Origin of the sequence: Vreelandella maris, assembly GCF_013371085.1 — a bacterium.
GTDB lineage: Bacteria > Pseudomonadota > Gammaproteobacteria > Pseudomonadales > Halomonadaceae > Vreelandella > Vreelandella maris.
Genome location: NZ_JABWCV010000016.1, coordinates 62,937 through 81,519, shown reverse-complemented (window position 1 = coordinate 81,519; position 18,583 = coordinate 62,937). Strand labels below are relative to the sequence as shown.

Below are 18,583 nucleotides of genomic sequence, written 5' to 3'. Positions count from 1 at the left end.
CAAACGCCAGACTAGTCATCAATAGGCGTAATCGGTGCGCCGCGCTCGCCATACACGGCTATGCCGCCGCGCCCTGTGCGCTTGATGAAATACATGCTTTTATCAGCCGCATCAATTAGCTCGCCTGCGCTGCCAAACCCGCCATCATCTAAACAGGCAATACCAATAGAGACGGAGACATGGATGGGAACATTGCCATCATGACCCATTGGGATTTTTTCTAAACGCTCGCCAATTCGCTTTGCGAAAACATGGGCAGCTTTGGCGTTTTCATCAGGTAAAATGATCAAAAATTCCTCACCGCCCCAGCGGCCGGCCAAGTCACCTTCGCGAATTAACGCTTGAAGCGTCTTGCCGAATTTTTCGAGCACTTGGTCGCCCATTTGGTGCCCGTACTTATCGTTCAGTTTTTTGAAATGGTCCAGGTCAATAAATACGACTGACATGATGCGAGACTGTTGCTGACACAGGGCAAAACGCTTTTGCATCTGCACTTCCAGCCAGGCACGGTTCGCAAGGCCTGTGAGCGTATCGGTTCGCGAGCGCTCTTCTAGCTCATCTTGTCGTTGACGCAACGAAGCGAGTTCCGCCTGTTGCATCTCAAGACGCGCATTGAGCTGTAACGTCTGCCGAAATAGTAGTTGTTGCGCCTCAGCAAGCAGCGATTCGTTATCTTGTAGCGGAGGGGCTGACATTTGCAACATGTCAGCCAACGCCGGTAACTGCTGCTGAATATTTTCTAATAAATGCCGCAAAGAGATCGTGTGGGTGCCCCGATAGGTTTCAAATTCCCTTATCACAGTGACTAATGATTGCGCTGGGTTTGAAGAGAGCCAGGCATCGGCAATGGGGCCAGATAACTGAATACATACCATGTCCGGGGCGGCAATGTCGTATTCACCGTGGCTATCACAGATACGTTGGGCAAGAGGTGTTGGAACTCCCCATTTAGCGGCAATCCAAGCACCTACTTGAGAGTGGTCGCAGCCAAAAAGCCGTTGCTCTGATTCTGCTAACTGCCGATGTGATAGGGCGGCTTCAGAATATAAATGGCTGCTTTCTAGAGGATAAGTCGCACGCAAGGCAATAATGCCAATGTCTTGGAGCAAGGCTGCCGTAAAAACAGGTCCTGCCATGTCGGCGCAGAGATGAATGGCAAGGTGTCGTGCTGCTAAGGAGGCAATGATCGAGCGCATCCATACACGCTGATAATGGGTATCGACCGCCCTGTTTTGAAGTAGGCTGAAACTCATTACTGCTGCCAGTGTGGCATCTAATCCCAAGCGGGCAGCCGCTTCACGGCACGTGTGCACTTTAATGTGGGTACGCGAGAAAAATGCACTGTTCGCAAGCGTAATGATCCGCATGGTTAAGGCTGGATCACGCTCAATAGCGTTGGCATACTCGCTAACCGAAGGGTTCTCTGTGCGTGCTATCTTCAAAACATTAATAGCGACAGAAGGTAAAGAGGGCAGATTAGGACACTTGAGGAGATCAGCTACTAAAAATTCAGGTAGTGCAGTCGTTAAGGCTAGATCTTTCGAATAGTCTTTTCCCTGAATGACCTCCATTACTTTCTCCTTGCTTTTATTGGCTAGCTTCAGCAGCCTTCAGCCTTTCCTAGCTATTGCGTCGAGGCCGATGATGCTCGTATTCAAGCGTTCGTTTTAATTCATCATAGGTGATTCACTGACAAAATACTTACATTTGGATCTACTGATTTTTCTTTGTCGCTCCCAAAAGTACTCTAATCGGTACTGTTTTGTAAGATATCTCCTAGTTATTTGTAAGTAATTTCTTACGTAGAGGGATGAGAAATTAGCTAGTTTTAAGAATTCATGTCCAGCTTGTTACTTTAAGTTTCCTTTATTTACTCCCGGTTGCTTTAAATTTCTTTCAGTGACAGGCGCCGTTCATAGAGGACATTTTCAGCCCAATTAGTTAAAGCGCAAGCATGTGCAGTTAGCCAGCAGCACGTTTAGATATAGGCCGTTTTATGTGTGACGCCGTAGTCGGTAACCTAGATCTTCGGCTAGATTTTCTCGCCAAACTATTTTAATAAGAAGGCTTGGCCTCGACGCCAGGAATTGGCTGTGTCGGCCCAGGAAACTCGCCTTTCAAGGCATCAATGCCACTTTGTGGCTTTGCTAATGGCACTAAATCTTGCCGTGCTCTGCGCCGTTCTTCTGTATCAATGCCCATCCGTTGGTCGCGTTCCTCAATCAGTCTTGGTTTCGCCTCACCGTCACGATTGAACGACCACGCCAGAGAGGGCTCTCCAAGGGGTAATGAAAGTTCATTATCCTCACTATGCGCTGTACCCCACGTATGCCATGTTTTACCGTAGCTGTTCACCTTGCTTTTCATAAGTTCATGTTCGGCGGCTACTGGTAAATTAGGAGCTACCAACTGGCCTGAAAGGATTTCTCCATTATGCGGATGCCAGTATTGTTTCTCTTCTTCTGGGAGTTGCTCGAAGAGTGTTTCAGAGATGATGTATTCAATACCGTTTAGCTTCGCATCATCAGTATTGCCGTCGTAAAGAGCGCACTGTAAGAAGTCTTCATTTACCTGATCACAGAAGTGATGGGCCTCAAACTGGTGCAGTGGCTCTTTTTTTAACGGGTGAAAACCGACGAGGTAAACATTAAGACGCGATGGGGGAGCGTTTGTTTGCATCATGCTTGCTCCTGCTTCTAATAGTTGAGATTTTGCACTCTCAGCTCTACCAGGAACCTCAGTAGTCGAGTGCGTCTCCCCCATGCCGGTGCAACCAGCTAGAGTAAAGATCGATGCGACAAACGTACCGTAATGAAAGCCATTAATGTTGAGCATAAAACCACCTACTATTTGGCTATAAACATATTGCTATTTTTTAGGTTAGCCCGTTACCGGTGGTTTTCAATTGAGTGCTCCATGTTTGATCTTAGATAAATTACGCCAACCGCCGCGTGTCTGATGCATTGCAGTGAAGGGACTACGGAATCATTGTTAGAGACCATTGTTTTTTATAAATTGGAAGAGCAGGGGGCGACTAACAGTGACTGAGAAGGGCTACTTTTTAAGCCCTGCGAGCGGTGGGTTAAGAGTTGATGACCCCATTCGTTATTGTCGATATTGCCTTGCCCCAGCAGCCGCGCACCGCCCCAGGGCTGTTGGTGGAAGCGTTGGCGCGGCGCCGTGAGAAAGGCATTGCCCTCTTTACGGTGCTCTCTTGCGACAATATGCCGAATAATGGTAAGCGAAAACACCAAGAGGTGGCGCAGCTAGCCGAGCAGGAACGTTTACCGCTGCGCCCGGATCACGGCCACCAGCTTCTTGATGATCGACAGCGCAATACCGGCACCCGGCTACCCGCTTTACGGGAGCCTGAGCGGCCTAGCCGAACTGCGCGGGATGCGTCAGTTAACACTCAGATAAGTGGCTACGTTCTAAAGGAAGCGTATGCGTTCACATGGATTAGTAGTAGATAAAGGCGTGGTGGAGGTAGGCCCTAATTTGTTGTCCGGTGTCAGCCTTCCCGCTGCCGTGGTGCATGAAGGCCCACTAGCTCATAACCTAGAGTGGATGCAGCGCTTTGCAGAGGCTCACGGTGCTAACTTGGCGCCCCATGGAAAAACCACCATGACGCCCGCGCTTTTCCATCGACAGATCCAGGCAGGTGCATGGGGTATCACACTTGCCACTGCACCCCAGTGTCGTGCTGCCTTTGCCAATGGCATCACCCGAATAGTGATGGCGAACCAATTGGTGGGCCAGGCCAATATGGCCATTATCGCCAGTCTGATTGAGCAGGGTGCTACATTTTACTGCGTAGTCGACAGCCATGAGAACGTGCGCCAGCTTGGGCGCTTTTTTGCCGATCGGGGGCTGACGCTGTCAGTGCTGATTGAAGTGGGCGTGGCCGGAGGGCGGTGTGGCTGCCGCAATCAGCAGCAGGTTCTCTCGCTTGCCGAGACCATTGCTGATGAGCCAGCGCTCTCCCTCGTGGGCCTGGAGGGCTATGAAGGTGTGGTTCACGGGGATAACCCCGAATCAGGTATTCGTACCTATGCTAACTACCTGGTGGATATTGCCGTAGAGCTTGAAGCTGCTGGACGCTTTGCTGAAGAAAACCCGATTGTCACCGCGTCAGGTTCCGCCTGGTATGACGTGATTGCGGAGTCCTTTCAGGGCGCACCACTGCAGGGGAAGTTTACCCCTGTGCTACGCCCAGGTTGCTACATCGTTCACGACCATGGGCTTTATCGTGAAGCGCAATCGGCGGTATTAGCCCGTCGGCCGGATTTGCAACAGGGACTTGTGCCTGCCTTGGAAGTTTTTGCCCAGGTGCAGTCGCTTCCCGAACCTGGGCTTGCGATTGTGGCGCTAGGTAAGCGTGATATCGGACATGATCAGTTGCCCATTGTCCTGCGTCGCTACCGGGAAGCTGGTACGCCAGCGCAGCCGTTATCGGTGGCTGGCTGGGAAGTGACGAAAATCATGGATCAGCACACGTTCGTGCGGCTGCCGGACGATGCTCAGTACGTTGAGATCGGTGACATTGTGGCGTTTGGGGCCTCTCACCCGTGCCTAACGTTCGATAAATGGCGTCAACTGCTGCTGGTCGATGACGCCTTGAACGTGAAAGAACACATGGCGACTTGCTTTTAAAAGCCTCCTCGCTCCTGCCGCTAAGCGATAGCGGCGGTCGATAAGCGTGAAATTGCCGCTGGCAGTTCGCTTGCGTGATGAATCCCCACGGCGCCCTCAGGGGTGCTTTCCTCGTTCGGGAAATGGTTGAGATGAATAACGTGCATATCTGCCGCCAGGCCGGCTTCCACTCCCACGGCCGCATCGTCAATCACAATACAGCGTTGGGGGGCAAAGCCCATGGCGGCCGCCGCTTTAAGATAAAGCTCAGGGTCGGGTTTCCAGACATTGAGGGTATAAGCGCTAAATAAATTACCTGCAAAGTGATGACCCAGCTGGGTGCTTTCCAGAGCGCAGCGAATTTTGCGCTCTGGCCCATTAGATACCACGGCTTTAGGGTGGTTGCTTAACTGTTCTAACGCGGCGGGCATGCCAGGTATCGCGATAAGTTCAGCGCGCATGCGCGCTTCCATACGTGTTCGCATACCCGCCTCAAGCTGGGAAAAAGCGTCTTCTTCTAACGCCTGAAAACGGTTTTCCAGCATTTGGACAATCGTCTGGAAACGTACCCCTCTAAATTCGTCCATATACTGCTGTGCTGAGAAGGGTAAACCGAATTCGGGAAGGATCGCGCCCATTACCTCGGCAAGCAGTATTTCGCTATCCACCAGGGTGCCGTCGCAGTCGAAGAGTAAGCAGAAAGGCGAGGATGGGGACTTATCAGTACTCATCGGCAGGCTTCCTCATTCACTAGGCTAATTGGGCGTTCGCCCTGCAGCGCTAGGCGAATATTGTCCACCGCGCGCTGGGCCATGGCGTCGCGGGTTTCATGGGTGGCGGAGCCTATATGAGGCAGGGCGACCACATTGGGCATCTTCGTCAGCGGTGACGTAGCGCGTAGCGGCTCCTGCTCAAATACATCCAGCCCGGCTGCTTGAATAACGCCGTTTTCCAAGGCGTCTATTAAAGCGCTTTCATCGACGACTTTGCCTCGGGCGATATTGATAAAAATGCCCGAAGGTTTCATCAGCGCGAACTCCTGGGCACCGACCAATCGTTCGGTTTCGGCCGTGAGTGGGACCGTCACGCAGACAAAATCGGCCTCGGCTAGCAGCTCGTTGAGTTCGCGACGCTGCGCGCCTAATTCGCTTTCTAATTCAGGCTTGGGAGAGGCGTTGGAGTAAATCACTTTCATACCAAACCCTAGGGCACCACGCCGGGCGACCGCCTGACCAATGCGCCCAAACCCGACCATGCCCAAGGTTTTGCCATGTACATCACTGCCAAACAGTGCAGGGCCAATACTCGCTTGCCACTTGTCGGCTTTGACCCACTCTGCTAATTCAACTACCCGGCGAGCCGTGGCCATGATCAGGGTAAAGCCGGTATCGGCGGTGGTTTCAGTGAGCACATCTGGTGTGTTGCATAGCATGATGCCGCGTTTGGTCAGTTCATCAACAGGGATGTTGTCGTAACCAACAGAGATAGTCGCGATGACTTTCAATTTAGGCGCTGCGTCTAAAAGCTGAGGAGTAATCGCTAAGCCGGAACCTATAATGCCATGAACGTTAGCCAGTAGAGCGTGATTAGCAGGATCATTCAGTGCGGTCGTTTTCGGCAGCACCTCCACCTCAAACAAGCCGCTAAGCTCGGCTAACTGAGCATCGCTGAGTCGTCCTTGAACCACTAGTTGTTTTTTCATTGTTGTCTCCTGGTTATAAAGCGCTTAATAAAGCATAACGGGGCGAATTAAGCAGTGGGTTGATCGGTTTCAAGCGCTTGAAGTTGCTGGCGGTTAGGCAGGCCTTCCATATCGCCAACCACCTGAATGGCTTGAGCACCAATGAGGTTGCCCCGTTGGGCTGCTTGACGTGCCGAGCAACCGTCAAGCAGGGCGCTGATCACGCCGACAGCGAAACCATCGCCAGCACCTACGGTATCCACAACGTCTGCTACGTGGCAACCGTCTGCCGTAAAGCTCTCTTCCTGCCCACCTAGGTTGCCGCGATAATAACTACCTTCCGGCCCCAGCTTGATGATCACCGCCGAGGCGCCTTGATCCAGATAGTAGCCTGCTACGTCGTAAGGCGTCTTCTGCCCAGTGAGAAGTTGGCCCTCTGAAAGCCCAGGTAATACCCAGTCGGAGAGCATGGCAAGGGCATTGAGCGTCTCGCGCATGTCAGCTTCACTGGCCCACAGGCTGGGACGTAGATTGGGGTCAAAAGAAATACTGGCACCCTTAGCTCGGGCTTCTTTAAGCGTATGGTGAGCGAGTTCACGGGCAGAGGCGGAGAGGGCGGGGGGAATGCCCGTTGCATGTACATGGCGCAGGGCGCCGAAGTCAATTTCGCTAGCGTCTTGTGGGGTTAGGTAACTGGCTGCGCTGCCGCGACGAAAATACTCCACTTTTGGGTCTGCACCGCCAAGTGCACGCTCTTTAAAAAGTAGCCCGGTGGGGTGCTTGGTATCTGTATGAAGATGACGGCAATCCAGACCTTCGTTTTCTAACGTATTGCGAATAAAGTCGCCAAAGCTATCACTGCCCACACGGCTTAACCAGCCGACATGAAACCCTAAACGCGCCAGACCAATCGCCACATTGGTATCTGCGCCTGCAATCCGGCGCTGGAAATGCTCAACCTCGGAAAGCTTGCCGGGGGAGTCAGCCACGAACATGGTCATGGCTTCGCCAAAAGTGAGGATTTCTGGTGGGTTAGTAAAGGAGTGGGACATGGTCAGTCATCTCTTGATGTTGTTGGTCGTCGGTTAATGGGAACGATACCATTTGTGTTGCTTTTATAAAGCTTGGGCGATCATAAAATGCTAACGCCGGGTGGAGCCTCTTGCGATTAGGGTAGGTGTAAAACTCAATGTTGTCGGCTGCGGCGATGTTTGAGATGTAATTCTATGCCTCAAGCATTGAAGCGCCGTTTTCCCGATAGCATCGGTTGGCTGGGCAAGCGTGGTAATGCCAGGAGGCACTAGATCGCACCAGTCGAGTTCATCAATGCCCATTAAGCCGACTTGACCAAGGGGTAGACCTAGCTGCTGGAAAAGGCGCGTTACCGTCAAGGTCACATTGCCGTTGCCACATAGTACGGCGCAGGCGTGTTGAGGATGGGTGGCTAAAAAATGGCTTAGCGCCTGGCGCGTGTTGGTGTCACCTGTTAACAGTAGCGTTGCATGGCTTAACGCACGCTGTTGGGCTCCCTGGTTAAAGCAGGCCAGCCGTCGTTGCCGTGTGCTCGACTGCTCAGGGGCTTCGCTGACATACAACACGGCTTGGTAACCCTGGGCAGAAAGGTGATCAAGTGCGCTATCAATCGCTAGCTGGTTATCAAGCCCTACTACTTCTGCATCCACATTGCTGACTTCGCGGTCTAGCAGCACGACTGGCGTTCCATGTCTGATGAACGCCTGTATTTGGGTTTCGGGGCTGCCGGTGGCATTAACCACCAAGCCTGCCACCTGATACGCTCCTAGAAGGTCTAAATGCTGGCGCTCCTGCTCAGAATCGTTGTCGGTATTGCATACCAATAATGAGTAGCCGTACTGGCGGCATGCTTGTTCGACACCGTGGGTAATCGCCACGGAAAAAGGGTTGCGGATATCCGCTACCAGCATTCCGATGAGTTTGGAGCGCCCACCCTTCAATCCACGTGCCATTTGGTTGGGCTGGTAATCTAGGGTGCTTGCTGCATGGGCAATGCGGTCCTGAAGAGTGGGCGATAGACGTTCCCGTTCATCGCCAAAATAGCGCGAAACGCTGGTTTTTGAAGCACCGGCTAAACGAGCGACTTCAAGAATGGTAGAACGCCGACCTGCAGATGACATAATGGTCTTCATGAAATGGTAACGGTTCCATTTTGATTATACTTAACATCAAAAGCAACGGTACCTAGTCAATTAGGCGTGATTAACCATATGAATATCGTACTCGGAGGGATTCACCGTGCCCTCCAGTCGACCAATTTGGGTGAAATCATTGTTCTCAAGGACGGTATCAATAGACGTATCTTTGAAAGATAAATTTTTAATAACGTTTACTTTGCAGGGCATACCCTTAGCGTCAACGTCCATAATCCAGGCTAGAAAACCGTTTGAAAATTTAGCCAAGCTGCCGATGGGGTAAAGGCCAAAGTGTTGGATATACTCCACAAGTAATGATTTCTCATAAAGATTAGGAAGGTCATTAACCCAGCGATAGGCATCAAGCGGTTGTCGTGGCTGTTGACTGTTTCGCTCATGGGTTAATTTGTTGATAATTTTTATGACACTGATTAAACGCACCCGCTCTGACAATACATCTGCGGTTTTACCGTCTGGATAGCCACTGCCATCCAGACGCTCGTTAGCATTTAAAATAATGTCACGGCAGGTAGGGCTGGGCGTCCACCCAAGGCTTGAGAGCTTATGATCCAGTGCTTGCACGTGGCTTTTAAGTATTTCCGTTTGTGACGGTGAAATATGCATTTTAAGGGAGGGCAGTTTCTCACTAATCAGTAGTGGCTTGCCCATGGTGTGCAATAGGGCACCAGCTACCGCTTCTCGTGTCTGAGAGTTGTGTGGGTCACGACTGATTAATATCATCGCTAGTTGACTCGCCACCTTTACGGCATGGCGTACCCACTCGGGCTCGTTGTGCAAAAATGCCAGAGCGTACTTCACTACTTTCTGATCTTGGTTAATCATATATAGGAGACTATCAACACATTCATATAGGCTTTCTTCAGGCAGCAAGTTTTTGCTTTTAATAAACATTAATATGACTTGTATTTGGTGAGCGATTTCCTGAATGCCTCTTAGTAACGGAGATTTTTGGGTGTTTTGGATCTGCTCCCGCTCTTCTTTGTGCTGTAACTTCTTCTCTTTAGCATCTGCTATAAAAAGCCGTGACTTCACCCGTGAAGCATTATCTTGCAGGCCCGAACGAAAAGCGGCTTCGAACTCAGATTCCGATACATAATGGAAAAGTGTCTCGGTCATAGTGGGTGTCATATTAATAAACTCAATACCAATGGCCGCATAATCATGGCTACCAAAAGGACGCATATGACGGATACGCCCCTCGGCCGTGAAGGTATCGCCATTGGGAAACTCGAGGGTCACGCCTGGCAGTATCTGATTGACGGTGAGTGCCATGCTGTCTTCAAGACTGACATATACCAGGCAGCCCCCCACCGATAAATTGCGTACCTTGCCTTCAAGGTAAAGCTCATGCAAAAAAACGTTAAGGTGCGCACGGGCTTGCATGCCAAGAATGAAAGGGACACGTAGAGCGCCGCGATTGTCGGAGGCAAAAATCGAATTGGGGAGTTGGCACTCCAAGTGATAAGTGCAGGTATCAATTTTGGTCACGTGAGCAGGCACATGCTCAATATTATAGATTTGCTCCTCTTCTCCGGTGCCGTGCCGAAGCGTTTCAATGTCAAAGCAAATGGTATCGTTTTTTAAGTAAGGAGATAGGGAATTGCCAGAATAAGTTATTTCTAATGTTATTTTTCCGCCGTCCAGATCTGTTTTTATAGCGGTTGCTTCAATAGCGTAAGCCGCTTCTTTAGAAAAAATGGAAATAGTGTGGTCTTTGTGAAGTAGCGACTTTAGTATTTGGCTTGTGGCGTTTGGTGTTGCTGTATGGATTGACATGTCATATTCACCATATTTTTTTTAGTTAGCTATTGTCTTGGTGATGACTTTTACAAATTAGCATTATTATAGTAGCGTTAACCCCCCTTTACCCTCGGAAATACCTATTGATGAGTTGATTAGCCATCATTTAACGCCTATTTGCAAATCTATTCATTTTTATTTTTGTTATGTAGGGTGGTTTTTTGATAGCTTTTTGCTATAAGAGGCGTTGTGAAGTATGCCGTTCGGCTGGGCAGGACGAATCAGGTAAACTGCGCCTTTTCTCGCAAAAGCGATGCCCACGGTATGCACCCAAACGATGTGCCAAAAAGCTATGACTTAACAGAGGCTGGCGATCGCTATTTCGATGGCTTGGCCGATAAGTTCTCTCGTTCACTCTATCAGGCACCCCGTGGCGAGTTGCGCTTAGCGATGCTTGACTATTTATTGCCGCAAATGTTGCTTTTAAACGAGCAGAACGTCCTCGACGTGGGCGGTGGTCTGGGCCAACAAACGGCGTGGTTTGCCAAGCGTGGGCATAAGGTAACCATGGCGGAGCCTTCGAAAGACATGCTCAGTTATGCCCAACAGTGGCATCACGATGATCCCACGCTACCTCACTCTTCCATTACTTACCGACAAGCGTCCTTGCAGGATCTGCCCCCGCAGGCACCGGGGCCATGGTCGCTGATTACTTGCCACGCAGTGTTGGAGTGGCTGGGTGACCCGCAAGCAGCCCTGGCTAACCTAAGTGATCTGCTGGCGCCTGGTGGCCAGCTTAGCTTGATGGTGTTTAATCGCGATGCGCTGCGTTTCTCTAATGTGGTTAAAGGCAATCTTGAGAAGGCGTTGAGTGACCGATTGGAGGGGAAAGGAAAACGGCAACGTTTAACGCCCATTTCGCCGATAACGCACAACGACATTGTCCAGTGGAGCGCAGCAAACGGACTGAAAATAGATGCCGTCGCTGGCATCCGGGTGTTTCAAGATTACTTACGCCATCCCCCCGCAACGCCTGCAGAAAAAGAAACGCTACTGGCGCTGGAGAAACAGTACTGTCGCCAAGACCCGCACTGGCGATTGGGTCGTTACCTACTGTACACATTAACGAAACCGGAGAGCCCTGAATGAGTGCCCAAGCCCCTGCGTGTCAGTTATTAGAGCGCCAAAGAGATAAGTACGCAGCGCTATGGGTCGTAGGCCCGCCTGTGGATAGCTGGCTTATTGACCAGTCAGCGGGCGTGTTGAGCGGTGATTTTGCGGTGCTAAATGAGTGGAAGGCAAAGGGCAAGCAAGCCCGGACACCTTTTGACTTGGCCCCGGGAGAGCCATTAGGGAAAGAAGTGGTGCTGTTTTGGCCAAAAGCCCATCAGTTAGGTATCTGGTGGCTGAAGTGGTTATGTGAACAGCTACCTAGCGGCACGCCGTTAGAGATTGTGGGCGAGCATCAAGGGGGGATCAAGCGCGTTCCTAAGATGCTGGATGAGCTGGGAATGACGTGGGACAAGCGCGATAACGCGCGTCGCTGTTCACTCTTTGCCACCCATACTATTGCGTTAAATTCAGCTAGTGATAGCGCTTGGCAAAACATTGAAGCGCTGGGTTTAACGTTGGCCAGCCATCCCGGTGTCTTTGGCCATGGCAAAGTCGATGAAGGAACGCTGTTAATGTTGGCAAGCATTGAGGATAGCTTGCCGAAAAAACCGCTCAAAGTACTGGATATGGGCTGTGGCGACGGTATTGTCAGCGCTTGGTTGGCCCAGCGAGGTCATCTGGTGACCGCCGTAGACGTTAGCGCCTTTGCAATAGAAGCCTGTAAGCGCACTTTAACTGCGAATGGTTTAGAGGGGCGCGTGCTGTGTAGTGATGTGTTCAGCGCACTTGAGGGCGAACAGTTCGACTGGATTGTCAGCAATCCCCCCTTCCATAAAGAGCGTGATATCAGCTATGGCCCCAGCCAGCGCTTAATTAGCCAAGCGCCCGAGCACCTAAACACTGGTGGGCGTTTGGTCATTGTGGCGAATGGTTTTCTGCCTTACCCCGATCACTTACAGCGCGCTTTTCAAGATTTTCATATCTTGGCGGATAATCGCCGCTTCAAGGTATACGGTGCAAAGCAACTAAGTCGCTAGCCTCACCGCCACCAGCTTCGACTAAAAATGAGATTTCATAAGCCGCTATTTGGCCCTAGGTACGCTTGCCAGGGCCAAAGTTGCTCGTCCATACTCGATTTATTGGTCAAGCTATCATACAGTCAGATGTTCCGACTCTAGGCATGTGCCTACCATTCTGGGTCATGCCGCTACCAGGGATGTGCCACATGATGCGACTCAACAACAAAAATGCACTGGTCACCGCCGCTGCGAATGGCATTGGACGCGCTACCGCCGAACGCTTTGTAGCTGAAGGTGCGCGCGTATTTGCAGTAGATATCGATATTGCCACGCTAGAAGGTGTGGAGGGCGTTGATGCCTACTGTCTGGATGTAACGGACAGCAAAGCGATTCATGAACTGGCTAGCTCACTGCCTAATCTGGACATACTCTTCAACTGTGCGGGCATGGTGGCCGGTGGCTCCGTACTCGAGTGTGATGAGGCTACCTGGCAGCGCTCGCTGGATTTAAATGTCACTTCCATGTTTCATACCTTGCAGGCTTTTTTGCCAGGCATGTTGGCAAACGGCGGTGGCAGCGTTATCAATATGGCTTCTTTGGCATCCAGTGTTAAAGGGGTGGCGAACCGCTGCGCTTACGGTGCTTCCAAAGCCGCCGTCATCGGGCTCACCAAATCAGTCGCCGCCGATTTCATGACCCAAGGTATTCGCTGCAATGCCATCTGCCCAGGCACTGTCGACTCGCCCTCGTTAAAGCAGCGTATTGCAGAGCAGGCGAGTAAAGAGGGGCGCAGCGATGCTGATGTTCTGGCCTCCTTTATTGCGCGCCAGCCAATGGGCAGGCTGGGGCGGGTGGAGGAAGTTGCAGCGCTAGCCACTTTCCTGGCCAGCGATGAAGCAGCGTTTATTACAGGCACCACACAACTGATTGATGGCGGCTGGGCAAACTGATCATTTAATAAGGTATAACACTATGAAACTTTTACGTTTTGGAGCGTCTGGTCAGGAAAAGCCGGGCATCCTCGATAGCCAGGGAAAGGTGCGTGATCTTTCGGGCGTCATTGACGATATCGCCGGTGACCTGTTGAGCGATGAAGCGCTGCAGACACTGCGTGATACGGGTCTTTCTGCCCTGCCTGAGGTAGCGGCGGATGTGCGTCTAGGGCCCTGTGTGGGTCGGGTCGGCAAGTTTATCTGTATTGGCCTCAACTACTCCGACCACGCGGCAGAAACCGGCGCCGAGGTGCCGCCAGAGCCCGTGATTTTTAACAAATGGACCAGCGCCATCTGTGGCCCCAATGACGATGTTGAAATACCTCGCGACTCGAAGAAGACCGATTGGGAGGTTGAGCTTGGCGTGGTTATCGGCAAAGGCGGTCGTTATATCGATGAAGCCGATGCTATGTCCCATGTGGCTGGCTACTGTGTGGTCAACGACGTGTCTGAGCGTGAGTTCCAGCTGGAGCGGAGTGGTACCTGGGACAAGGGCAAAGGTTGCGATACGTTTGGCCCCTTGGGGCCCTGGCTGGTCACGCGCGATGAGGTGGCTGACCCTCATCAATTGAGCATGTGGCTGGAAGTGGACGGCAAGCGTTACCAGGATGGCAGTACACGCACCATGGTGTATCAAGTGCCTTTTCTGATCAGTTACTTGAGTCGTTTCATGAGCCTGCAGCCAGGTGATGTGATTTCAACGGGAACGCCACCAGGTGTAGGAATGGGCCAGAAGCCCCCGGTTTACCTACGCGACGGGCAGCAAATGCGCTTAGGTATCGAAGGCTTGGGTGAGCAGCAGCAGCGCGTCGTACAAGCCTGAACGCGACGAGGCGGTGGTATGCTCACCAATAGCCACGATCGCTAATACTCACCGCTTCCTCAAACTTGCCTCAATCAGCCGCCGACGAATTGACCTTTAAGGTCTATCTTTAAGGGCTACGATGCAAATAAGTAGTCGTTAATTTAACGGCAGTTTGTGGGAGTGGCTGAAATGGCGGGCAGTATTCGAAATACGGTGGTACTGGCAAGTGCCGTTTTGCTTGGCGGGTTGCTGGCGCTGGGACTAGTTGTCGGCGGCAGCTATATCAAGGGGGCTGCTGAAGTGTGGCAGCAGTCCTCCCGCAGCGTAACGGTGCGCGGCTTGTCAGAGCGGGAAGTGCCAGCAGATTTAGTGCTATGGCCGTTCAACTACAGTGTCAGCGCCAACACCTTGAGTGACCTGGAGCGACAGCTATCCGATGACGAGCAGTCGATTCGCGCTTTCCTTCAGGGCCAGGGATTTGCGCCGGAGCATGTCAGTTCCACTCCGCCGCGAATTACAGATCAGTTTAGCAATCAATATAGCGGCCAGCGCCCAGACGAGCGTTACCGGGCTGAAGCAACGCTATTACTGCGCTCACCTGATGTCGAGGGCGTGATTGAGGCGATCCCTAGCGCTACTTCGCTGGTTCGTGAAGGCGTGCTGCTTTCACCCAGCTATGAATACCGCACGGAATTCCTGTTTACCGGCCTGGATGCGATCAAACCCGAAATGATTGCAGCGGCAACGGCGGATGCGCGCAACGCCGCACAGCAGTTTGCTGAAGATTCCGGTAGCCAAGTGGGGCAGATTCGTCAGGCCACTCAAGGCTACTTTTCCATTGAAGATCTGGATAGCTACACGCCACAAACCAAACGCGTCCGCGTCGTCACCACGGTGGACTATTCTTTGCAGGACCATTCTTTGCAGGACTAGGCTTAATTGGAACGCGCCAAGGGAAGGGCGGTCAGCCTGTGTATTCTAGGGCGGTGATGGTATAAAACATCTCACCATTGGGGGTGAGTACCTTCGCCTCATCGCCTATCTGCTTGCTCAGCAGGGCCTTGGCCATGGGGGCATCGATACTGATCCAGCGTTTTTTAGTGTCGATTTCATCGTGGCCAACAATTCTGAGATGTACCTGCTCGCCGTTTTCATCTTCCAGGCTCACATAGGCGCCGAAAAATACCTTGCTAGTATCGGCAGGCAGCCGATCGACAATTTGAAGTTCATCTAAACGTTTTATCAGGTAGGTAATCCGGGCAATAACGCGGTTTAGCTCTTTCTTATTATAAGTGTAATCGGCGTTTTCACTGCGATCGCCCTGAGCGGCGGCTTCGCCGACTTTCTCTGAAAGGGCCGGGCGTTTAACCCGAGAAAGATGATCCAGTATAGCGCGCAGACGTGACGCCCCTTCCGGGGTGATCAGATTGCTCTTAGGGGCTTGACGCGGGTCTTTGGCTGGATCGCGCCAGCGGGTCATGTTGCGGCCTTTCATTACCTGTTCCCCTTCGTGTTTCGAGCTACCTACTTTACGTTAATTGCGCGAAGCATACCAAGCAACATACCACTGGCGAATCATTCAAACGTTCGTTACATTATGTGAGAGGCCCACCATTGGTGGGGCTACGCTGGACAATAATAATTCAGGAGCATGTATGCGAAGTCTCTCTTTATTACCCATGTCTTTACCACGTTCCCTGATCGCCGCCGCGATGGGTACCGTACTGGTACTGTCACCGTTGACCGCGACCGCCTTCGAAGGCGAGCTGTTTTCACTGAAAAATCGCTGGGAGCATACCGTGACAGAAATGCCTGCCAATGAGCGGGAAAGTACGTTGAAAGCGTTGGCAGGCGAAGTGGAACAATTGGCTGAACAGCACAAAGATGAAGCAGATGTACTTGTCTGGCAGGGCATTATTTTGGCCTCCTATGCCCGGGAAAGGGGTGGCTTGGGTGCGTTGGGAACTGCAGGTGATGCGCGCGATGCGCTAGAGGAAGCGATTGAAATCAATCCGCAAGGGTTGAGCGGTTCGGCCTACGTCACGCTAGGCGCGCTTTACGACCGCGCGCCGGGTCGGCCACTGGGCTTCGGTAATAGCGAGACGGCTGAACGCATGTTTCAGCGTGCCCTGGAAATCCGCCCGGACGGTATCGATGTTAACTACTACTATGCCGCTTTCTTGAAAGAAGAGGGCAATGAGCAGGCAGCGCGTGAGCACGCCCAGCGGGCGGTTAACGGCACTGCTCGCGAGAACCGGCAAGTCTCGGATGAAGCGCTGCGTCGAGATGCCGAGACGCTACTCAATCAGCTTTAATCCGCTAACTGGATTGGCATTCCCGGTGGCAAGCACTGATAATAGAGCGATTGTCACCACCGGGAGTGCCCCATGGCGTCTAGCCCTAAAAACGCTGAGTTTGGAAATTCTCCATCTCAAAAGGCCCCTTTTCGAAGCACATCACTTAGCGTTCCGCAGTTAAAGCGCGGTGATGTTGAGCTGCTCAAGCGTGAGGCTTTGCATCAGGGGTTTTTCCGCCTAGAAGGCCTAGAGCTTCGTCACCGCCTATTCGAAGGTGGCTGGAGCGAACCAATACGCCGAGAAGTACACAGCCGTTTTGATGCAGTGGGTGTGCTGCTTTACGACCCCGCCCGCGATTTAGTGGTATTGATTGAGCAGTTTCGCGCAGGCGCCATCGATGATGCCGTGTCTCCCTGGAAGCTCGAACTGGTGGCGGGCTTGGTGGAAGATGGCGAGTCGCTGGAAGGCGTGGCCCGCCGTGAAGCGTGGGAAGAAGCGGGTTGTAAAGTGGCCGAACTGACCAAATTACACACTTATTATCCAAGTCCCGGCGCCTGCAACGAGCAAGTGACCCTATTTTGTGGTCTGGTGGATTGCCAAGGGCTAGGCGGGATTCATGGCTTAGACGAAGAGCATGAGGACATTCGGGTGCATGTCATGCCGTTTGCCAATGCCTGGGAACTCTTGACGCAAGGACGACTCGACAACGCCATGTGTCTGATTGGGCTACATTGGCTTAATAGTCAACGAGCCTCACTTCGCGCCGTTTCACAGCAGGCGATGACACAAAGCGAAACAAACGAGGAGTGAATATGGCGAGAACGGCCTATGTCACCGATTTAAAATCGCTCCAAGGGGAGTGCAGCGCCAATTATTTGCGTTTGGTGCGCCTGGTGGGCGATATGGAGGCCGGCCAGCGACGTGATATTGCCCTGCGCGGTGATAAACAGCATTTCGGTGACCTGCACCTCTATATTCAAGAGCAGGCGCCTTATACCACCATGGTGAATGTTTCCCAGACTGGCCCGTTAGACACCGTTATTGAGGGGCCGCGCATGCGCGTGCATCTCTATCACGATGTCCGCATGGCGGAAGTGACCGACTTTCAGCGCGAGCGCCATTTTAGTGGCCGCTACCGGTACCCCAATGCGCGGATGCACCAACCGGATGAAAAGCTCCAGCTCAACCGCTTCTTGGGTGAGTGGCTGGCTCACGGCCTTGCCCACGGCCACACCATTGACGTGCCGGAGATGCCCTGATGCGTGTGGTTCAGATTACCGACGCCCATCTCTATGCGGACACCGAGGCACGTTCCCGTGCAGGTATTCCTTGGCGGCAGTTTCAGCAGGTAATCAGTGCGGTTGTAGATGAGCAACCTGAAATCGTGCTGTTTACGGGTGATATCAGCCAGGATGAATCCTCTGCTTCTTACGCCTTGGCGGTTCAGGCGATGGAGCAGCTGCCTTGCCCTTGGTACTGGCTGCCAGGTAATCACGATCAGCCCGAGTTTATGGCTGCCGAGCGTCCGCTGGTGGATGAAGTCGACTTGAATGCCTGGCACATCCTGCTGCTCAATACCCAGGTAGAGGGCAAACCTTACGGTGAACTCGGGAGTGAGCAGCTTGCTGCACTAGCGGAACGCTTGCAGGCGGACACTCGACCAACCTTGATTGCCATGCACCACCCGCCGGTGAATGTGGGGGCAGTGTGGATGGATGCCATTGGCCTTCAGGATCGTGATGCTTTTTGGGCGCTGCTAAGCAAACATGCGCACGTTCACATCATCCTGTTTGGCCATGTACATCAAGCCTACGCCGAACACCGCAGCGTGGGTGAGACCACTATTGACGTTTACGGTTGCCCAGCCATGGCGGATCAGTTCCTGCCCGGTGCCGAGCACTTCGCTATTGATGAAGCATCCCGCCCTGGCTACCGCGTTATCGATTTACAGTGGAGTGAGCGCCTAGGCAGCGAGTGGCAGAGCTGGATTGAGCGTATTGATTGCCAGATCTGTTCCCTTACTTAGTCTTCGTTAGGTGATTAAGGAATAAAAAGATAGTTATTAATTCTTTTGGGTTATTATCGTCTCGGCGTTACCCTACCCGCATTCGAACA

At 52.3% G+C, this 18,583-nt stretch carries 18 protein-coding genes and 2 pseudogenes; 12 read left to right on the top strand and 8 right to left on the bottom strand.

The window, feature by feature from the left end; genetic code table 11:
• Window positions 1–11 precede the first annotated feature (11 nt).
• Both HUO07_RS14490 and HUO07_RS14485 read right to left on the bottom strand, forming a co-directional pair.
• Window positions 12–1,571, bottom strand: coding sequence for a sensor domain-containing diguanylate cyclase (locus tag HUO07_RS14490; RefSeq protein WP_176304184.1), 1,560 nt, complete (start codon window positions 1,569–1,571; stop codon window positions 12–14).
• A gap of 484 nt (window positions 1,572–2,055) precedes the next feature.
• Window positions 2,056–2,835, bottom strand: a complete 780-nt coding sequence (locus tag HUO07_RS14485) for an OBAP family protein (protein ID WP_246286683.1) — start codon at window positions 2,833–2,835, stop codon at window positions 2,056–2,058.
• A gap of 257 nt (window positions 2,836–3,092) precedes the next feature.
• Between HUO07_RS14485 and HUO07_RS22240 the strand changes: the two are divergent.
• The 3 genes and pseudogenes from HUO07_RS22240 to HUO07_RS14475 all read left to right on the top strand — a co-directional run.
• Window positions 3,093–3,218, top strand: a pseudogene (locus HUO07_RS22240) (hypothetical protein); the annotation flags it as partial.
• 63 nt (window positions 3,219–3,281) lie between these two features.
• A pseudogene (locus HUO07_RS21760) lies at window positions 3,282–3,420 on the top strand (mannonate dehydratase); the annotation flags it as partial.
• A 24-nt stretch (window positions 3,421–3,444) separates the two neighbouring features.
• Window positions 3,445–4,653: an amino acid deaminase gene (locus tag HUO07_RS14475; RefSeq protein ID WP_176304183.1), complete on the top strand. Its 1,209-nt coding sequence runs from the start codon at window positions 3,445–3,447 to the stop codon at window positions 4,651–4,653.
• Between the two features lie 20 nt (window positions 4,654–4,673).
• Here the strand turns inward: HUO07_RS14475 and HUO07_RS14470 are convergent, their stop codons facing one another.
• The 5 genes from HUO07_RS14470 to HUO07_RS14450 all read right to left on the bottom strand — a co-directional run bounded on the left by HUO07_RS14470 (window position 4,674) and on the right by HUO07_RS14450 (window position 10,278).
• Entirely contained in the window at window positions 4,674–5,363 is a 690-nt protein-coding gene (locus HUO07_RS14470) for an HAD family hydrolase (RefSeq protein WP_176304182.1), read from the bottom strand.
• Window positions 5,360–6,334: a 2-hydroxyacid dehydrogenase gene (locus tag HUO07_RS14465; protein ID WP_101146668.1), complete on the bottom strand. Its 975-nt coding sequence runs from the start codon at window positions 6,332–6,334 to the stop codon at window positions 5,360–5,362. Before HUO07_RS14465 ends, HUO07_RS14470 begins: the two co-directional genes overlap by 4 nt.
• 47 nt (window positions 6,335–6,381) lie before the next feature.
• A complete protein-coding gene (locus tag HUO07_RS14460) occupies window positions 6,382–7,365 on the bottom strand; it encodes a sugar kinase (protein ID WP_176304181.1) in 984 nt (327 codons plus the stop codon).
• Between the two features lie 90 nt (window positions 7,366–7,455).
• Entirely contained in the window at window positions 7,456–8,478 is a 1,023-nt protein-coding gene (locus HUO07_RS14455; RefSeq protein ID WP_340162502.1) for a LacI family DNA-binding transcriptional regulator, read from the bottom strand.
• A gap of 60 nt (window positions 8,479–8,538) precedes the next feature.
• Window positions 8,539–10,278: an HD domain-containing phosphohydrolase gene (locus HUO07_RS14450; RefSeq protein ID WP_176304180.1), complete on the bottom strand. Its 1,740-nt coding sequence runs from the start codon at window positions 10,276–10,278 to the stop codon at window positions 8,539–8,541.
• A 288-nt stretch (window positions 10,279–10,566) separates the two neighbouring features.
• Between HUO07_RS14450 and HUO07_RS14445 the strand changes: the two genes are divergently transcribed.
• The 5 genes from HUO07_RS14445 to HUO07_RS14425 all read left to right on the top strand — a co-directional run bounded on the left by HUO07_RS14445 (window position 10,567) and on the right by HUO07_RS14425 (window position 15,104).
• Complete coding sequence (locus tag HUO07_RS14445; RefSeq protein ID WP_176304203.1) at window positions 10,567–11,391, top strand: methyltransferase domain-containing protein; 825 nt, start codon at window positions 10,567–10,569, stop codon at window positions 11,389–11,391.
• The gene (locus HUO07_RS14440) at window positions 11,388–12,392 is read left to right on the top strand and encodes a methyltransferase (RefSeq protein WP_176304179.1); all 1,005 of its coding nucleotides are present in this window, start codon (window positions 11,388–11,390) and stop codon (window positions 12,390–12,392) included. The genes HUO07_RS14445 and HUO07_RS14440 overlap by 4 nt, the downstream gene beginning before the upstream one ends.
• A gap of 191 nt (window positions 12,393–12,583) precedes the next feature.
• The gene (locus tag HUO07_RS14435; protein WP_176304202.1) at window positions 12,584–13,324 is read left to right on the top strand and encodes an SDR family oxidoreductase; all 741 of its coding nucleotides are present in this window, start codon (window positions 12,584–12,586) and stop codon (window positions 13,322–13,324) included.
• 22 nt (window positions 13,325–13,346) lie between these two features.
• Entirely contained in the window at window positions 13,347–14,189 is an 843-nt protein-coding gene (locus HUO07_RS14430) for a fumarylacetoacetate hydrolase family protein (protein ID WP_176304178.1), read from the top strand.
• 171 nt (window positions 14,190–14,360) lie between these two features.
• Window positions 14,361–15,104, top strand: coding sequence for an SIMPL domain-containing protein (locus HUO07_RS14425; protein WP_176304177.1), 744 nt, complete (start codon window positions 14,361–14,363; stop codon window positions 15,102–15,104).
• A gap of 31 nt (window positions 15,105–15,135) precedes the next feature.
• On the opposite strand, the gene greB is transcribed toward HUO07_RS14425, so the two are convergent.
• Window positions 15,136–15,666 carry a transcription elongation factor GreB gene (gene greB / locus HUO07_RS14420; RefSeq protein WP_176304176.1) on the bottom strand — a complete coding sequence of 177 codons (531 nt, stop codon included), beginning with the start codon at window positions 15,664–15,666 and terminating at the stop codon, window positions 15,136–15,138.
• A 160-nt stretch (window positions 15,667–15,826) separates the two neighbouring features.
• Here greB and HUO07_RS14415 point away from each other — a divergent pair, with 160 nt between their 5' ends.
• The 4 genes from HUO07_RS14415 to HUO07_RS14400 all read left to right on the top strand — a co-directional run bounded on the left by HUO07_RS14415 (window position 15,827) and on the right by HUO07_RS14400 (window position 18,494).
• Complete coding sequence (locus tag HUO07_RS14415; RefSeq protein WP_176304175.1) at window positions 15,827–16,486, top strand: hypothetical protein; 660 nt, start codon at window positions 15,827–15,829, stop codon at window positions 16,484–16,486.
• Between the two features lie 72 nt (window positions 16,487–16,558).
• Window positions 16,559–17,278, top strand: coding sequence for an NUDIX domain-containing protein (locus HUO07_RS14410; RefSeq protein ID WP_176304174.1), 720 nt, complete (start codon window positions 16,559–16,561; stop codon window positions 17,276–17,278).
• A gap of 2 nt (window positions 17,279–17,280) precedes the next feature.
• Complete coding sequence (locus HUO07_RS14405) at window positions 17,281–17,727, top strand: DUF1249 domain-containing protein (RefSeq protein WP_176304173.1); 447 nt, start codon at window positions 17,281–17,283, stop codon at window positions 17,725–17,727.
• The gene (locus HUO07_RS14400; RefSeq protein ID WP_176304172.1) at window positions 17,727–18,494 is read left to right on the top strand and encodes a metallophosphoesterase; all 768 of its coding nucleotides are present in this window, start codon (window positions 17,727–17,729) and stop codon (window positions 18,492–18,494) included. Before HUO07_RS14405 ends, HUO07_RS14400 begins: the two co-directional genes overlap by 1 nt.
• The last annotated feature ends 89 nt before the right edge of the window (window positions 18,495–18,583 follow it).

Coding starts and splice junctions, on each gene's coding strand:
- HUO07_RS14490 (WP_176304184.1), bottom strand. CDS start 1,571: ATGGAGGTCATTCAGGGAAAAGACTATTCGAAAGATCTAGCCTTAACG.
- HUO07_RS14485 (WP_246286683.1), bottom strand. CDS start 2,835: ATGCTCAACATTAATGGCTTTCATTACGGTACGTTTGTCGCATCGATC.
- HUO07_RS14475 (WP_176304183.1), top strand. CDS start 3,445: ATGCGTTCACATGGATTAGTAGTAGATAAAGGCGTGGTGGAGGTAGGC.
- HUO07_RS14470 (WP_176304182.1), bottom strand. CDS start 5,363: ATGAGTACTGATAAGTCCCCATCCTCGCCTTTCTGCTTACTCTTCGAC.
- HUO07_RS14465 (WP_101146668.1), bottom strand. CDS start 6,334: ATGAAAAAACAACTAGTGGTTCAAGGACGACTCAGCGATGCTCAGTTA.
- HUO07_RS14460 (WP_176304181.1), bottom strand. CDS start 7,365: ATGTCCCACTCCTTTACTAACCCACCAGAAATCCTCACTTTTGGCGAA.
- HUO07_RS14455 (WP_340162502.1), bottom strand. CDS start 8,478: ATGAAGACCATTATGTCATCTGCAGGTCGGCGTTCTACCATTCTTGAA.
- HUO07_RS14450 (WP_176304180.1), bottom strand. CDS start 10,278: ATGTCAATCCATACAGCAACACCAAACGCCACAAGCCAAATACTAAAG.
- HUO07_RS14445 (WP_176304203.1), top strand. CDS start 10,567: ATGCACCCAAACGATGTGCCAAAAAGCTATGACTTAACAGAGGCTGGC.
- HUO07_RS14440 (WP_176304179.1), top strand. CDS start 11,388: ATGAGTGCCCAAGCCCCTGCGTGTCAGTTATTAGAGCGCCAAAGAGAT.
- HUO07_RS14435 (WP_176304202.1), top strand. CDS start 12,584: ATGCGACTCAACAACAAAAATGCACTGGTCACCGCCGCTGCGAATGGC.
- HUO07_RS14430 (WP_176304178.1), top strand. CDS start 13,347: ATGAAACTTTTACGTTTTGGAGCGTCTGGTCAGGAAAAGCCGGGCATC.
- HUO07_RS14425 (WP_176304177.1), top strand. CDS start 14,361: ATGGCGGGCAGTATTCGAAATACGGTGGTACTGGCAAGTGCCGTTTTG.
- greB (WP_176304176.1), bottom strand. CDS start 15,666: ATGAAAGGCCGCAACATGACCCGCTGGCGCGATCCAGCCAAAGACCCG.
- HUO07_RS14415 (WP_176304175.1), top strand. CDS start 15,827: ATGCGAAGTCTCTCTTTATTACCCATGTCTTTACCACGTTCCCTGATC.
- HUO07_RS14410 (WP_176304174.1), top strand. CDS start 16,559: ATGGCGTCTAGCCCTAAAAACGCTGAGTTTGGAAATTCTCCATCTCAA.
- HUO07_RS14405 (WP_176304173.1), top strand. CDS start 17,281: ATGGCGAGAACGGCCTATGTCACCGATTTAAAATCGCTCCAAGGGGAG.
- HUO07_RS14400 (WP_176304172.1), top strand. CDS start 17,727: ATGCGTGTGGTTCAGATTACCGACGCCCATCTCTATGCGGACACCGAG.